This is a genomic window from Roseococcus sp. GW821-FHT12F05 (assembly GCF_058806835.1).
In genome coordinates, this window is sequence record NZ_JBXAQB010000014.1 from 147,432 (window position 1) to 161,042 (window position 13,611).

Genomic DNA, 13,611 nt, shown 5'->3' on the forward strand with positions numbered 1-13,611 from the left:
CGCGGGGGCGGAATCGCCGGAAGATCTACCGGATCAGCCGGTCGATCAGCGCGTCGACATCGTCGGTCTTCGTGGCGCCGTCGAGCAGCAGGTGCGCCAGGCCGTGCACCATGCCCCAGCGGCGCAACGCCTCGTCCGTGTCGCCCGTGGCCGTCTCGATCGCAGCGAAGGTCCGCTTCGAGGTCTCGCGCAGCTCGGGATTGTGCGGCGCGACACGGGCCAGCAGCGGCCCGAACATCAGCCGGAAGCGGCCCGGCCGCGCGAGGGCGAAACGGATATAGGCCCGGCCGCGCGCGGCGATCTCGTGGCCGGGATTGCGGGCGGCAGCCTCGCCCAGCGCGCGGCCGAACTCCTGAAAGCCTCGCACCGCCAGCGCGGCCAGCAGCGCATCCTTGTCGGCGAAATGGCGATAGGCCGCGGTCGGCGAGACGCCGGCCATGCGCGCGGCCTCGCGCAGGCTGATGTCGCCACCGGCATCGAGAAGGGTCTCGGCGGCATCGATCAGCGCGGCGCGCAGATCGCCGTGATGATAGGGCTTTTCAGATGTTGACATTGCTCACACCCAGGGTATGTTTACGTCGATAACATAACCCGGGGCGATGCGCCATGCCGTTTCTCTACATCCATCTCGCCCTCTCGCTGATCGCGATGGTGCTTATCCTGGTGATCTTCTCGCTGCCCAAGGGCCGCGGGGCGCACCGCATCCTCGGCCGCGCGGCCGCGGCGGCGCTGCTGCTCAGTGCGCTCTCCTCCTTCGCGATCCAGTCGCGCGGCCACTTCTCATACCTGCACATCCTCTCGGTGGTGGTGCTGGTGAACATCCCCTATGCGATCTGGATGGCGCGGATCGGGCGCATCGGCGCGCACAGGCGCGCCATGCTGGCCGGTGCCGGTGGCCTCTTCGTGGCCGGGCTCGCCGCGACCTTCGCCCCGGGGCGCACGCTGCACACGATGCTCTTCGGGTGAGCTACCGGCCGCGCAGCGCCGCGACCTCCTCCCGCAGCGCCCGCACCTCCTGCACGAGCAGGTGGATCTCCCGCCGCTCCTCGCCCTTCGCGACCTCCTCGGCGACGATATCCACCCGGTCCCGCTCCTCGCGCAGCGTCTGGATGCTGTCCACGATCACGCCGATGAAGAGGTTCAGCACCACGAAGGTCGAGAGGATGATGAAGGGCAGGAAGAAGAGCAGCGCATAGGGCACGGCCTCCATGGCCGGCTTCACGATGTTCGCCCAGTCGTCCAGCGTCATGAGCTGGAACAGCGTGAAGAGGCTGTCGCCCAGCGAGCCGAACTGCTCGGGCATCGCCTCGCCGAAGAGCTTCGTCGCCATCACGGAGAAGACATAGAAGATCAGCAGCATCAGCAGCACGATGCTGCCCATGCCCGGCAGCGCGCCCAGCATCGCCTCGACCACGTTCCGCAGCGATGGCACCACCGAGATCAGCCGCAGCACCCGGAGCACGCGCAGCGCCCGCAGCACCGAGAGCGGCCCGCTGCCGGGAATCCAGGCGATGCCGACCACCACCAGGTCGAAGAGGCCCCAGGGGTCGCGGAAGAAGCGGCCGCGGAAGGCGTAGATGCGCAGGCCGAGCTCGGCGGTGAAGAGCCAGAGCAGGATATCGTCCACCAGCTCCAGCGCGGGGCCGATCCGGGCCATCACGGACTCGCTGGTCTCGAGACCGAGCGAGACGGCGTTCAGCAGGATCAGCCCGGTGATGGCATGCTGGAAGCCCGGCGACAGGACGAGGCGCGCCACGCGCGAACGGAGGTCGTCACCGGCGTGCACCGCCGTGAGCGCTTCCTGCATGTCCAAATCTCCATGTTCCGGACAGGAATGGCCGCGCCGGGTCGCCGGATCAAGCCCCCGTCAAAGGACGGGAGCGCCGAAGAGCCACGGGTGCAGGACGATCAGCGCCAGCCAGGCGATCGGGCCGAGGATCCAGACCAGGGCGGGGATCTCGCCCCATTCCACATGATTCCGGCCGGCCAGCACGGCACCGAAGGGCAGGATGGAGGTGGCGGCCGAGAGCCGGCCCCACATCGCCGGATCGCGTTTCGCGAGCTTGGCGTCGATGGAGGGCATGCCCGCCAGCGCCGTGACCAGGAAGGCCCCGAAGAAGAGCACCGCCGCAACGTCGCCATTCGCCAGGACGTGCAGCGCCGCCCAGAGCGCGAAAGCCCAGAGCATGGGGTGCCGGGTGATGCGCTGGATACCGCGCGGCCCCGCATCGCCGAGCTTCCCGGCGACGGCCGTCGGGTTGGGCGTCGCGACCGAGGCCACGAAGAACAGGAAAACCGGCAGCATGAGGATCACGACCAGCCAGTCGAACCACTCGGGCAGGGTCCAGAGCGGAATATGCGGCGCCGTCCGCCAGGCCATCACCAGCAGCACGATCGCGCCGACCGAGACGGTGGAAAAGAGGCCCCGGAAGCCATTGTCGCCGATGCGGGCGGCGATGGCGGAACGGACCGAGGTGCCGGCGATGCCGATATGCACCCCCACCCAGAACAGCGACATCAGGACGAGCCAGATCATCGCGCGAGCCTAGGCCGGGCAGCCAACGGGTTTCCACGCGAAACGAATCAGGGCCGCCAGGCGCGGTGATAGGGATGGTTGGTCCGGATGCACTGCGCCCGGAACAGCTGCTCCGCCAGCAGCGCGCGGACCAGCAGGTGCGGCCAGGTCAGCGATCCCAACGAGAGGCGGTGCTCCGCGCGGCGGGTGACGGCCTCGTCCAGCCCCTCGGCCCCGCCGATGGCGAAGCAGATGGGCCGGGCGGCCTCCTCCCAGCGGGTGGTCAGGGCGGCCAGGGCCTCGCTGGACGGGGCTGCGCCGCCGAGGTCCAGCGCCACCAGCAGCGCGTTGGCCGGCAGGGCGGCGAGGATCGAGGCGCCCTCGCGCCGGCGGATCTCCGGCGGGCTGCCGGCCGCGTCGGGCAGTTCCACCAGTTCCAGCGGTGGCCGGAGCCGCGCGTTGTACTGCGCGAAGAGCGCTCCCTCGGCGCCGGACTTGAAACGGCCGACGGCGAGCAGGCGTGCCTTCATGCGGGCCCGCCTGACGGCGGGCCCGCATGAGTCCGGGCTTGGCGCGCAGCCGCCACACCAACCCTGCGCGCTAGATCGGGGATTGTTCCCCGGGCCCCGACTCGCCCAGCGGGCTGTCCGGCCCCCACATCTTCTCCAGGTCGAACTTCAGGCGCGATTCCGGCTTGAAGAGGTGGATGATGAGGTCGCCCGCGTCGATCAGCACCCAGTCCTCGCTGGACTGCACGGAGTCGCGGCGGAGCTTCAGCCCCTCCTCGGCCAGCGCCTGGTCGATATGCGAGGCCATGGCCTGGATCTGCCGGTCGACCTGGCCGGTCGCGATGATCAGCCAGTCGGCGTAGCTGGCGCGCGACCGGACATCGAGCACGACGATGTCCTCGGCCTTGTCGTCATCCAGGCTCTTGCGGGCCGCCTCCACGAGGCGCGCCAGCCGGTCAGGATCGGTCTTGGCGGCGCGACCGCGCTTGGGAGCAGCCTTTGCCTTGGGCGCGGCGGCCGGCTTGGCGGCCGCCTTCGGGGTCGCGCGGACATTGGCCGTCGTGCGCGGCGCCGGCTTGGCCGGGGCGGCGGCGGGCTTGGCGATGGCACGCGACTTCGTGACCGCCGGCTTCGCGGCGGCCCGCGGACGGGACGGCTTCGCGGCCGGCTCGGCCGCGGCGCGCGACTTCGGCGCAGCGGTGCGGGCACGCGAGGGCTTCGCGGCGGGCTCAGCCGCGGCGCGGGACTTCGGTGCGGGAGCGGAGCGCGTGCGGGACGGCTTCGCGGCCGCGGGTTCGGCAGCAGCGCGAGACCTCGGCGCAGCCGTGCGCTCGCGCGCCGGCGGCGTGGGGGCCGATTCGGCGGCGCGGGTCTTCTTCGGGGTAGGCTTTGCCGCCGCGGCGTTGCCGCGAGCCTGGGCGGGGGCCTTCCGGGCCGGCTTCTTCGTCTCGTCTGGTGTCCGCGCCATGCGCCGAAATCTTTCTCTATCCGATGGGTGGGCCGATGGGCCCGGAGGCCGCCCGAATGGCGGTGGCCGAGATGGCCCGCTCCGCGGCCGGCACGAAGCACCAGGGCGCCCCCGCCGTCCAACGCGAATTGAGCAGGGAAGCCGCGCGCCGGCGGCGGTGCCGCAACGCCGAGGCCGCCTGCCCGCGCAATGCGGCCCTGCTGTAGCCCGGCCGCGGCAGGACCGCCAGCGGAACGTGACGCAGCATGGACCGCCAGCGCTGCCAGCGCGGGAGCTGGATCAGGTTGTCCGCCCCCAGGATCAGCACGAAGCGCGCCCGACGGAACCGCTTGCGCAGCAGCGACAGCGTCCGGTGCGTGTAGCGCGAGCCCAGCTTCTGCTCGATGTCGGTGGCGATGACCCGCACGCCGTCCGCCACCTTCCGCGCGCTGGCCAGCCGTTCCGCGAAGGGCGCCATGCCGTTGGCGGGCTTCAGCGGATTGCCCGGCGAGACCATCAGCCAGACCTGGTCCAGCCCGAGCGCGTGCAGCGCCGCCCGCGCCACATGCGCATGGCCGTGATGGGCGGGGTTGAAGCTGCCTCCCAACAGGCCGATGCGCCGGCGGCGCCCATCGCCGAAGCGTCCTGGTCCTGATCTCAATGCGTTCGCACGCTCACGGTGACCGGCTGGGCCAGCAGCCCCTCATAGCGCACGGTGTAGGTCCGGCCCGCCTCGACCGCCACGGCCGGCGAGAAGCCGCCGAGCGAGATGAACTGGCCCACCCGCATGCGCTGGCCGCGACGCGCGAGGTCCTCGGCGAGCCAGGGGATCACGTTCAGCGGATGGCCGAGCAGCGCCGTGCCGGGAGCCCGCGCGATCTCGCGCTGGTCGCTGGAGAGCGTGACGATCATGGTGCCGAGCCGGGCGGCGAACTCCTCCGTCACCTGCGCGGGGATCGCCTCGCCCGCCACGCCGAGGCGCGCGCCGACGTTGATGGCGAGCAGGTTCGGGCCGTCCATGCCCGAGGACAGCACGAGGTCCGGCATCTCGATGAAGGGGATCACGAGGTCGATGGCGCGCAGCACGTCGAGATGCGTGCGCGCCTGGTTGATGGCGTCGCTGCTCACGCGGACCAGCAGATCGGCCTCGACATTGGGCACCGCGCCGAAGCGCGCCGGCACCTCGCCGCCCGAGCGCAGCGCGATGGTCTGCTGGTAGATCGTTCCCGTGACCGGGTGCGCCACGCCGAAGCGCTGCTGGGCGGCGGCGTTGGTGAGGCCCACCTTGTAGCCGACCGGCTGGCCGAGATGCGGCACCATCAGCGGCACCAGCCTGTCCTGCGCGCATTGCCCGTCGGCCAGGCTCGTCATGCCGGTCAGCGCCGGGGCCGGGGCATTGGCCAGGATCGACCGCGAGAGCGCCTGCACGGCCGCCTCGCCCGGGCAGGCGGCGAGCGCGGGGCCGAGGGTCGCAAGGCTGGCAGCCGCGGCGAGCAACAGGCTGCGCATGGTGGTTCTCTCCCGTGTTTCGGGAGAGACTAACCTGTTGGCGGGCCGAAGGAAGACGGAAATCAGCCGCGGAGCTCAGCCACGGATCTGGCCGGTTCCGGTGATCCTGTACCGGAAGGTGCAGAGCTGCTCGAGCCCGACCGGGCCGCGCGCGTGCAGCCGCCCCGTGGCGATGCCGATCTCGGCGCCGAAGCCGAACTCGCCGCCGTCGCAGAACTGGGTCGAGGCGTTCCACAGGCCCACGGCGGAATCGATGCCGTCCAGGAACTTCTCCGCCGCCCCGGCGTCCTCGGTGACGATGCACTCGGTGTGTTCGCTGCCGTGGCGGCGGATATGCGCCAGCGCCCCGTCGACCCCGTCCACCACCGCGACGTTCAGCACCGCGTCCAGCCATTCCGTCGAAAAATCCTCGTCGGTCGCGGCCGGCAGGACAGGCATGATCCCACGCGCCCTGATATCGGCGTGGAAGGTGCAGCCGGCCGCGGCGAGGTCGCCGAGCAGCAGCGGCAGCAGGCTCGGCGCGACCTCGGCGTCGACCAGCAGCGTCTCGGTGGCGCCGCAGACGCCGACGCGGCGCAGCTTCGCATCCATCAGGATGCGCCGCGCCATCTCCGGGTCGGCGGCCTTGTGGACATAGGTGTGGCAGAGCCCCTCGGCATGGGCGAGGACGGGAACCCGCGCCTCCTCCAGCACCCGGTTCACCAGGCCCTTGCCGCCGCGCGGGATGATGAGGTCGATCAGCCCCGCCGCGCGCAGCATGGCGCCGACGAAGCCGCGGTCCTGCGTGGGGGCGAGCTGCACGGCATCCTCGGGCAGGCCCGCCTGGCGCAGACCCTCCCGCAGGCAATCCGCGATGGCACGGGCGGAGAGCGTGCTCTCGCTGCCGCCGCGCAGCAGCACGGCCGAGCCCGCCTTAAGGCAGAGCGCGCCGGCATCGGCGGTGACGTTGGGCCGGCTCTCGAAGATCATGCCAATCACGCCGAGCGGCTGGGCGACGCGGGCGATGCTCAGCCCGTTCGGCCGCGTCCATTCGGCCAGCGTCCGGCCGACGGGATCGGGCAGCTCGGCGATCTCGTCGAGGCCCTGGGCCATGGCCTCGACGCGCGCGGGCGTGAGCGTCGCGCGGTCCAGGAAGGCGGAGGAGAGGCCGGGCGCGGCGGCGAGATCGGCCGCGTTGGCCGCCAGGATCTCGGCGGAGCGGGCGCGAATGGCGGCCGCGGCATGGCGCAGCGCCGCGTCCTTGGCCGGTCGTCCCGCACGCGCGAGCGGGACGGCCGCCGCGCGGGCGGCGCGGGCGGCGGTGTCGAGCAGCGTGGCGGTATCGTCGGTCAGGACATTCATGTCGGGCACTCCTGCCCGAGGACATAGGCCCGGCGGGCGGCCTCCGCCAGCGCCCAGGCTCTATCGGCCGGAAATCCTTGATTTCGCGCAGAGTTTTTCCTAGGATCGCGCGATCGACGGGCGCATGGCGTCCGCGGGCCGGGCATTTGTCCGAAAGCCGCGCGGTTCGCTCGGTAAGATGGCAAGGCAGTAAGGCGGCTGGCCTACCCCTCGGGCGTGGCGCCGCTGGCCCGCACCATCGGCGCCCAGCGCACGGTCTCGGCCTGGATGGCGGCGGCGAGCTCGGAGGGCGAGCTGGCGAACGCCTCCAGCCCGCGGCGCGCGTATTCGGCCTGCAGCTCCGGCGTGGTCAGCGCCTGGCGCATCGCGGCGGCCATGCGGCTCACCACGGCGTCCGGCGTGCCGTGGGGGAAGAGCCAGGAATCCCAGTTGCTCACCTCAAAGCCCGCCAGCCCGGCCTCGGCCACCGTCGGCAGATCGGGGAAGAGCGGGCTGCGCGTTCCGGTGCCGATGGCGAGCGCCCGCAGCCGCCCGGCCTCGATGGCGGACTGCACGGTGGGCGTGGTGGCGAAGCCGTAGTCGAGGTGCCCGGCGATGAGGTCCGTCGCCATCGGCCCGCCGCCCCGATAGGGCACATGCACCGATTTCGTGCCGGCGAGGTGGTCGAAGAGCACGACGGCGAGGTGGCCGATGGAGCCCGGCCCGGAATTGCCGGCGCGGATGGTGTCGGGCGCAGCCAGGAGCGCGGCGCGCAGGTCGGCCACGCTGCGCCAGGGCCGCTCGGCCGGGCAGACCAGGATATTGGCCACCGCCATGATGTGCGAGATCGGCCGGAAGCTGTTCACGGGATCCCAGGTCAGCGAGCGGTAGAGCGTCGGGTTCACCGCCATCACGCCCATGTTGCCCTGGAAGAGGGTGTAGCCGTCCGGCGCCGCCCGCGCGACGAGCTCGGCCGCGATGTTGCCGCCGCCCCCGCCGCGGTTCTCGATCACGATCTGCTGGCCCAGCAGCGCGGCGAGCCGCGGCGCCAGCAGCCGCGCCGCCACGTCGGAGGAGCCGCCGGCCGCGAAGGGCAGCACCACGCGGATGGGCCGCGCCGGCCAGTCCTGCGCCCGGGCGACGGCGGGCAGCGCAAGGCCGGCGAGAAGGGCGGTGCGGCGGGGGATCATGGCGGGCCTCCCTGGCGGAACGCCCCGAGGCTAGGCGGGCATCCCGCCCGAAAAAAGCACGATCGGCCGGACAAAACGCGGCTTGCACGACGGAATCGCCCGGGAAACGGGCAGCTCAGTCCCGACCGATCTCCTGGGAGAAGCGAAGCAGGTAGCCGTCCGGGTCCTGCACCAGGAATTGCCGCACCGCGACGCCGCCGGCGCCGACACGGTAGCGCTTCTCCTCCACCGCCAGGTGGAGCGGCCAGCCGGCCACCTCCAGCGCCGCCAGGACCGGCGCGATGTCGGTCAGCGTGATCTGCAGGTTGATGCCGCGCCCGAAGGGCCGCTCCAGGGGGCCGGTCATCCAGTCCCGGCTCAGCCCGATCTGGTCGAGCATCACCCGCGAGCCCTCGAGCTCCAGCATGGCGAAACCTTCCTCCGGCCGGTCGTAGACCACGGAGAAGCCGCAGATCCCGCACCAGAAGGCGAGGCTGCGGGCGCAGTCCATGACGTAAAGCTCTGGAACGAGGGAAGGGCCGGACATTCGCGGATAGCTACAGGTTTGCAGAGGAAGGGGAATGGTTTAGGTCCAAGGGTCACGCCTTCCCCCAAGGACCGATGCCTGAGATCCGTATAGCCCCCTCCCTGCTCGCCGCCGATTTCTCCCGCCTGGGCGAGGAAGTGCGCGCGATCGAGCAGGCCGGCGCGGACTGGCTGCACCTTGACATCATGGACGGGCATTTCGTCCCGAACATCAGCTTCGGCCCCGGCCTCATCAAGGCGCTGCGGCCGCACAGCCGGATGCCCTTCGACGTCCATCTGATGATCGCGCCGGCCGACCCCTACCTCGCCGCCTTCGCCGAGGCGGGGGCGGACGTCATCAGCCTGCATCCGGAGGCCGGGCCGCATCTGCACCGCAGCCTCCAGACCATCCGTGCCCTGGGAAAGAAGGCCGGCGTGGTGCTGAACCCGGGCACCCCGGTCGGGGTCCTGGCCCATGTGATGGACCTGGTGGACCTGATCCTGGTGATGTCGGTGAATCCGGGCTTCGGCGGGCAGTCCTTCCTGGCGAGCCAGCTCTCCAAGATCGCCACCCTGCGCCAGATGATCGACGCCAGCGGCCGGGAGATCGCGCTCCAGGTCGATGGCGGCGTCACCGCGAAGACAGCGCCCGATTGCATTGCGGCCGGCGCGGATGTTCTGGTGGCGGGCACCGCGGTGTTCGGCGCGCCGGACTACGCGGCCGCCATAACCGCGCTGAAAGGGAGGCGTTGATGTCCGACATGATCCGCAACGCCCGCAAGCTCTTCTCCAAGCTCAAGCCGATCCGCGTGCCCGACGCCCCGGCCCGCGTCTTCCGCGACCTCTGGCCCGGAGACGCCAACCGCGGCGCCCGGCTGCTGCGCGGCGAGTTCGAGGTGAACGGCAGCGCCCGCCAGCTCGAGGAATGGGGCCCCTCGGCCGGCCCGACGCCCTGGCGCCAGGCGGCGCACAGCTTCGCCTGGCTGCGCGACCTGCGCATGCTCGGCACCGACGCCGCCCGGGTGAAGGCGCGCGACCTCGCCGAGGACTGGCTGGCCCGTGGCGCCGCCGAGCCCATGGCCCTGGCGCCCGAGGTGGCCGCCGCCCGCATCTCCGCCTGGCTCGGCCATTGGGACTTCCTGGCCGCCACCGCCGAGGACGGCTTTCGTCGCGCCCTGCTCCAGCGCATGGCGATGGACGGGCGGGCCATCGCGACCTCGCTCCCGGCCGAGGCCGCGCATCGCGGCGCGCTGGTCGTGCTGAAGGGGACCATCGCCGCCGCCGTCGCGCTGGAGGAGGAGGCCTGGCTCACCCGTGCCCTGCGCTTCCTGCCCGGCGAGCTGGAGCGGCAGTTCCACCCGGACGGCGGCCATGTGGAGCGCAGCCCGGCGGCGCAGCTGCTGGCGCTGCAGGACCTCATCGAGATCCGCAACCTGCTGAACGGCTGCGGCGTGAACTCGCCGGCGCAGCTCTCCACCGCTCTCGACCGTGCGGGCCAGGCGCTGCGCCTGTTCCGCCACGGCGACATGGCGCTCGCGCTGTTCAACGGCACGCGCGAGGAGGCGCCGGCCATCGTCGACGTCGTGCTGACCCAGGGCCAGGCCAAGGGCCGCGCGCCCATGTTGCTGGAGGAGACGGGCTTTCACCGCCTCGCGGCTGGCCGCACGCTGGTCATCGCCGATTGCGGCGCCCCGCCGCCGGGCCGCGCGCCGGACCCGGTCTCGGGCCTGCCGCGCGGGGCGGATCGCGGCGCGCATGCCGGCACGCTGTCCTTCGAGATGTCGGTGGGGCGCGACCGGCTCATCGTGAATTGCGGCGCCGCCCCGGCCGCCGACCCCGCCTGGCGCGACGCGCTGCGCGGGACGGCCGCGCACTCCACCCTCATCCTGGCCGACACCAACAGCAGCGAGCTCAAGGACGAAGGCCTCGGCCGCCGCCCCGAGCGCGTCGAGATCGAGCGGCAGGAGGCCAACGGCGCCCAATGGCTGGAAGCCGGGCATGACGGCTACCGCCGCACCCATGGCGTGATCCACCGCCGCCGCCTCTACCTCTCCGAGACGGGCGACGACCTCCGCGGCGAGGACGCGCTGGAGCCCTTCCCCGGCCCGGCCGTGCCCTGGGCGCTGCGCTTCCACCTGCATCCGGGCGTGACCGCGGTGCTGCAGGAGGAGGAGGGCGGCGTGCTCATGCGGCTGCCGGGCGGCCAGGGCTGGCGCTTCCGGGCGCGGGGCGCCCGGGTGGATCTGGAGGAGAGCATCTACCTCGCCGCCGATCCGCGCCGGACGAGCCAGATCGTCCTGACCTCGGACGGCGAGGCGGAGACGGTGCAATGGGCCATCAGCCGCGTGGTCTCGGGCGGGAGCACCAGCGAGACGCCGACGGACGGCTGACGCTGGAGCGACGGCGATCAAGGTCCTCGAGCTCACCAACGTCGACTTCTCGCTCCGGCACTTCCTGCTGCCGGTGATGCGCGGCGCGCGGGCGCGGGGGCACGAGGTTGTCGGCATCTGCGCCGAGGGTCCGCTGCTGGACCTGCCGCGCGCCGAGGGCTTCCGGATCATCCCCGTGCCGATGGAGCGCAGCCTGAACCCCCGCGCGCAACTGCCGGCCTTCCGGGAGCTTCGGCGCATCATCAGGGAAGAGCGCTTCGACCTCGTCCACGCGCATATGCCCATTTCCGGCTTCCTGGCCCGGGCCGCGGCCAAGGCCGAGGGCGTGCCGCGCGTGGCCTATACCTGCCACGGCTTCCTGTTCAACCAGCCGGGGCCGCTCTGGCGGCGGGGGCTGTCGCTGGGCGTGGAGTGGGTCGGCGGACGGATGACCGACACCTTCCTGACCGTCAGCGAAGAGGAGGCCGCGGATGCGCGGCGGCTCTGGATCCATCGCGAAGCCACGGCCACCGGCAATGGGCGCGACCCCGCGATCTTCCACCCAGACGCCGAAGCCCGCGCCGCATCGCGGGCGGAGATGGGCGTCTCCGAGACGGATTGCGTGGTCATCGGCATCTCGCGCCTCGTCCGTCACAAGGGCTGGCCGGAGCTGCTCCAGGCCATGGAGCGTGTGCCGAACGCCCACCTCTGGGTGGTGGGCGAGAGACTGGCCTCGGATCACGGTGAGGATCTGACGCCGTATTTCGACCATGCCGCCAAGGTCCTCGGCCCGCGCCTGAAGATGCTCGGCTACCGGCACGACGTCCCCCGCTGGCTCCAGGCCGCCGATATCTTCGCCCTGCCGAGCCATTTCGAGGGCCTGCCCATGTCGGTCATCGAGGCGATGCTGAGCGGCCTGCCCGTCGTCGCCACCGATATCAGCGGCTGCCGCGAGCAGGTGGTGACGGGCGAGACGGGCTATCTCGTTCCGCCCATGCAGGTTTCGGGCCTCGCCGATGCGCTGGCCCGTCTGGCTGATGATCCGGGGCTGCGGCAGAGGATGGGCGCAGCGGGGCTGGCCCGCGCAAAATCCCTTTTCACCGAGCAGGCCGTCGTGGACCGCACCCTGAACCTGCTTGGGCTATGATGGAGGTCTGCATGACCGATTCGCTCCCCATCCGCCGCGCGCTGCTCTCCGTCTCGGACAAGACGGGCATCGTGGAGTTCGCCCGCTTCCTGGCCGCCCGCGGGGCGGAAATCCTCTCCACCGGCGGCACCGCCCAGGCCATCCGCGACGCCGGCATCCCCGTGAAGGACGTGAGCGAGCACACCGGCTTCCCGGAGATCCTCGACGGCCGCGTGAAGACGCTGGTGCCGCAGGTGCATGGCGGCCTCCTGGGCCGGCGCGACGAGGCCTCGCACCTCGCGCAGATGGAGCAGCACGCCATCGCGCCGATCGACCTGGTGGCGGTGAACCTCTACCCCTTCGAGGCGACCGTCGCGAAACAGTCCCTTGGGGGCGCCACCTTCGAGGACTGCATCGAGAACATCGACATCGGCGGCCCGGCGATGATCCGCAGCGCCGCCAAGAATTTTTCCGGCGTGGTGGTCTGCACCGAGCCATCGCACCTCGCCCGCGTGACGGCGGAGATCGAGGCCTCGGGCGGCACCTCGCTGGCGCTGCGCAAGGAGCTGGCAGCCGCGGCCTATGCGCGCACGGCGGCCTATGACGCGGCTATTTCCGGCTGGTTCGCCGGGCAGCTCGGCCAGGATTTTCCGCCGCGGCTCGCCATCGCGGGCGTGCTGAAGCAGACGCTCCGCTACGGCGAGAACCCGCATCAGCAGGCCGGCTTCTACCTGAGCGGCACGAGCCGCGCCGGCATCGCCACGGCGCGGCAGATCCAGGGCAAGGAGCTCTCCTACAACAACATCAACGACACGGACGCCGCCTTCGAATGCGTGGCCGAGTTCGGCAAGCCCGCCATCGTCATCGTGAAGCACGCCAACCCTTGTGGCGTGGCGGTGGCCGAGGACCTTTCCACGGCCTGGGATGCCGCCTTCCTCTGCGATCCGGTCTCGCCCTTCGGCGGCATCGTGGCGGCGAACCGGACGCTGGACGCGGCGGCGGCGGAGAAGATCGCAGCCATCTTCACCGAGGTGGTCATCGCGCCCGACGCCGATGAGGCGGCCCAGGCCATCTTCGCACGAAAGAAAAACCTGCGCCTGCTGCTGACCGGCGGCCTGCCCGATCCGGCGGCGCCGGGCACCACCTTCCGCAGCGTGGCGGGCGGCTTTCTCGCGCAGTCGCGCGACAATGGCCGTGTGACCGCCGAGACGCTCAAGGTCGTGACGAGGCGCGCGCCGACCGAGGCCGAGATCGCCGATCTGCTCTTCGCCTTCCGAGTCTGCAAGCACGTGAAGTCCAACGCCATCGTCTACGCTAAGGGCCTGGCGACGGTCGGTATCGGCGCCGGGCAGATGAACCGCGTGGAGAGCAGCCGCATCGCCGCCTGGAAGTCGGAAGCCGCCGCCAAGGCCGCCGGCCTGCCCGAACCGCTGGCCAAGGGCAGCGTCGTGGCCTCCGACGCCTTCTTCCCCTTCGCGGACGGGCTGGAGACGGCGGCGGCGGCGGGCGTCACGGCGGTGATCCAGCCGGGCGGCTCCATCCGCGACGCCGAGGTGATCGCGGCAGCCGATGCGGCCGGCCTCGCGATGGTCTTCACCGGCATGCGCCACTTCCGGCACTGAC

At 71.7% G+C, this 13,611-nt stretch carries 15 protein-coding genes; 5 read left to right on the forward strand and 10 right to left on the reverse strand.

Features of this window, described 5'->3' with window-relative positions; all coding sequences use genetic code 11:
* Positions 1-25: 25 nt before the first annotated feature.
* The gene (locus tag AC1ROY_RS26475; RefSeq protein WP_493151918.1) at positions 26-553 is read right to left on the reverse strand and encodes a TetR/AcrR family transcriptional regulator; all 528 of its coding nucleotides are present in this window, start codon (positions 551-553) and stop codon (positions 26-28) included.
* A 53-nt stretch (positions 554-606) separates the two neighbouring features.
* On the opposite strand from AC1ROY_RS26475, the gene AC1ROY_RS26480 reads away from it, so the two are divergent.
* Positions 607-966: a DUF2306 domain-containing protein gene (locus AC1ROY_RS26480; RefSeq protein WP_493151919.1), complete on the forward strand. Its 360-nt coding sequence runs from the start codon at positions 607-609 to the stop codon at positions 964-966.
* Position 967: 1 nt separating this feature from the next.
* On the opposite strand, the gene AC1ROY_RS26485 is transcribed toward AC1ROY_RS26480, so the two are convergent.
* The 9 genes from AC1ROY_RS26485 to AC1ROY_RS26525 all read right to left on the reverse strand — a co-directional run bounded on the left by AC1ROY_RS26485 (position 968) and on the right by AC1ROY_RS26525 (position 8,479).
* Positions 968-1,807, reverse strand: a complete 840-nt coding sequence (locus AC1ROY_RS26485; protein WP_493151920.1) for an ion transporter — start codon at positions 1,805-1,807, stop codon at positions 968-970.
* Positions 1,808-1,867: 60 nt separating this feature from the next.
* Positions 1,868-2,536: an NnrU family protein gene (locus tag AC1ROY_RS26490; RefSeq protein ID WP_493151921.1), complete on the reverse strand. Its 669-nt coding sequence runs from the start codon at positions 2,534-2,536 to the stop codon at positions 1,868-1,870.
* A 47-nt stretch (positions 2,537-2,583) separates the two neighbouring features.
* The gene (locus AC1ROY_RS26495) at positions 2,584-3,045 is read right to left on the reverse strand and encodes a 23S rRNA (pseudouridine(1915)-N(3))-methyltransferase RlmH (RefSeq protein ID WP_493151922.1); all 462 of its coding nucleotides are present in this window, start codon (positions 3,043-3,045) and stop codon (positions 2,584-2,586) included.
* 70 nt (positions 3,046-3,115) lie between these two features.
* Positions 3,116-3,991, reverse strand: coding sequence for a ribosome silencing factor (gene rsfS, locus AC1ROY_RS26500; protein ID WP_493151923.1), 876 nt, complete (start codon positions 3,989-3,991; stop codon positions 3,116-3,118).
* A 16-nt stretch (positions 3,992-4,007) separates the two neighbouring features.
* Positions 4,008-4,631, reverse strand: coding sequence for a nicotinate-nucleotide adenylyltransferase (locus AC1ROY_RS26505; protein WP_493151924.1), 624 nt, complete (start codon positions 4,629-4,631; stop codon positions 4,008-4,010).
* Positions 4,628-5,479 carry a 2-keto-4-pentenoate hydratase gene (locus AC1ROY_RS26510; RefSeq protein ID WP_493151925.1) on the reverse strand — a complete coding sequence of 284 codons (852 nt, stop codon included), beginning with the start codon at positions 5,477-5,479 and terminating at the stop codon, positions 4,628-4,630. Before AC1ROY_RS26510 ends, AC1ROY_RS26505 begins: the two co-directional genes overlap by 4 nt.
* Before the next feature lie 75 nt (positions 5,480-5,554).
* Positions 5,555-6,820 carry a glutamate-5-semialdehyde dehydrogenase gene (locus tag AC1ROY_RS26515; protein ID WP_493151926.1) on the reverse strand — a complete coding sequence of 422 codons (1,266 nt, stop codon included), beginning with the start codon at positions 6,818-6,820 and terminating at the stop codon, positions 5,555-5,557.
* Positions 6,821-7,023: 203 nt separating this feature from the next.
* Positions 7,024-7,989 carry a Bug family tripartite tricarboxylate transporter substrate binding protein gene (locus tag AC1ROY_RS26520; RefSeq protein WP_493151927.1) on the reverse strand — a complete coding sequence of 322 codons (966 nt, stop codon included), beginning with the start codon at positions 7,987-7,989 and terminating at the stop codon, positions 7,024-7,026.
* A 115-nt stretch (positions 7,990-8,104) separates the two neighbouring features.
* A complete protein-coding gene (locus AC1ROY_RS26525; RefSeq protein ID WP_493151928.1) occupies positions 8,105-8,479 on the reverse strand; it encodes a bleomycin resistance protein in 375 nt (124 codons plus the stop codon).
* A gap of 110 nt (positions 8,480-8,589) precedes the next feature.
* On the opposite strand from AC1ROY_RS26525, the gene rpe reads away from it, so the two are divergent.
* From rpe to purH, 4 genes are read left to right on the forward strand one after another with little or no spacing between them, the layout of a single operon-like run.
* Positions 8,590-9,246, forward strand: coding sequence for a ribulose-phosphate 3-epimerase (gene rpe / locus AC1ROY_RS26530; RefSeq protein WP_493151929.1), 657 nt, complete (start codon positions 8,590-8,592; stop codon positions 9,244-9,246).
* Positions 9,246-10,883, forward strand: coding sequence for a heparinase II/III family protein (locus AC1ROY_RS26535; RefSeq protein WP_493151930.1), 1,638 nt, complete (start codon positions 9,246-9,248; stop codon positions 10,881-10,883). The genes rpe and AC1ROY_RS26535 overlap by 1 nt, the downstream gene beginning before the upstream one ends.
* Positions 10,884-10,899: 16 nt before the next feature.
* Positions 10,900-12,009 carry a glycosyltransferase family 4 protein gene (locus tag AC1ROY_RS26540; protein ID WP_493151970.1) on the forward strand — a complete coding sequence of 370 codons (1,110 nt, stop codon included), beginning with the start codon at positions 10,900-10,902 and terminating at the stop codon, positions 12,007-12,009.
* 11 nt (positions 12,010-12,020) lie between these two features.
* A complete protein-coding gene (gene purH, locus AC1ROY_RS26545) occupies positions 12,021-13,610 on the forward strand; it encodes a bifunctional phosphoribosylaminoimidazolecarboxamide formyltransferase/IMP cyclohydrolase (protein WP_493151931.1) in 1,590 nt (529 codons plus the stop codon).
* Position 13,611 lies beyond the last annotated feature (1 nt).

What these genes read in the sequence shown, in the direction of transcription:
- purH (WP_493151931.1), top strand. Translation starts at nt 12,021, where the DNA reads ATGACCGATTCGCTCCCCATCCGCCGCGCGCTGCTCTCCGTCTCGGAC.
- rpe (WP_493151929.1), top strand. Translation starts at nt 8,590, where the DNA reads ATGCCTGAGATCCGTATAGCCCCCTCCCTGCTCGCCGCCGATTTCTCC.
- AC1ROY_RS26515 (WP_493151926.1), bottom strand. Translation starts at nt 6,820, where the DNA reads ATGAATGTCCTGACCGACGATACCGCCACGCTGCTCGACACCGCCGCC.
- AC1ROY_RS26510 (WP_493151925.1), bottom strand. Translation starts at nt 5,479, where the DNA reads ATGCGCAGCCTGTTGCTCGCCGCGGCTGCCAGCCTTGCGACCCTCGGC.
- AC1ROY_RS26520 (WP_493151927.1), bottom strand. Translation starts at nt 7,989, where the DNA reads ATGATCCCCCGCCGCACCGCCCTTCTCGCCGGCCTTGCGCTGCCCGCC.
- AC1ROY_RS26535 (WP_493151930.1), top strand. Translation starts at nt 9,246, where the DNA reads ATGTCCGACATGATCCGCAACGCCCGCAAGCTCTTCTCCAAGCTCAAG.
- AC1ROY_RS26495 (WP_493151922.1), bottom strand. Translation starts at nt 3,045, where the DNA reads ATGAAGGCACGCCTGCTCGCCGTCGGCCGTTTCAAGTCCGGCGCCGAG.
- AC1ROY_RS26485 (WP_493151920.1), bottom strand. Translation starts at nt 1,807, where the DNA reads ATGCAGGAAGCGCTCACGGCGGTGCACGCCGGTGACGACCTCCGTTCG.
- rsfS (WP_493151923.1), bottom strand. Translation starts at nt 3,991, where the DNA reads ATGGCGCGGACACCAGACGAGACGAAGAAGCCGGCCCGGAAGGCCCCC.
- AC1ROY_RS26475 (WP_493151918.1), bottom strand. Translation starts at nt 553, where the DNA reads ATGTCAACATCTGAAAAGCCCTATCATCACGGCGATCTGCGCGCCGCG.
- AC1ROY_RS26480 (WP_493151919.1), top strand. Translation starts at nt 607, where the DNA reads ATGCCGTTTCTCTACATCCATCTCGCCCTCTCGCTGATCGCGATGGTG.
- AC1ROY_RS26490 (WP_493151921.1), bottom strand. Translation starts at nt 2,536, where the DNA reads ATGATCTGGCTCGTCCTGATGTCGCTGTTCTGGGTGGGGGTGCATATC.
- AC1ROY_RS26525 (WP_493151928.1), bottom strand. Translation starts at nt 8,479, where the DNA reads ATGGACTGCGCCCGCAGCCTCGCCTTCTGGTGCGGGATCTGCGGCTTC.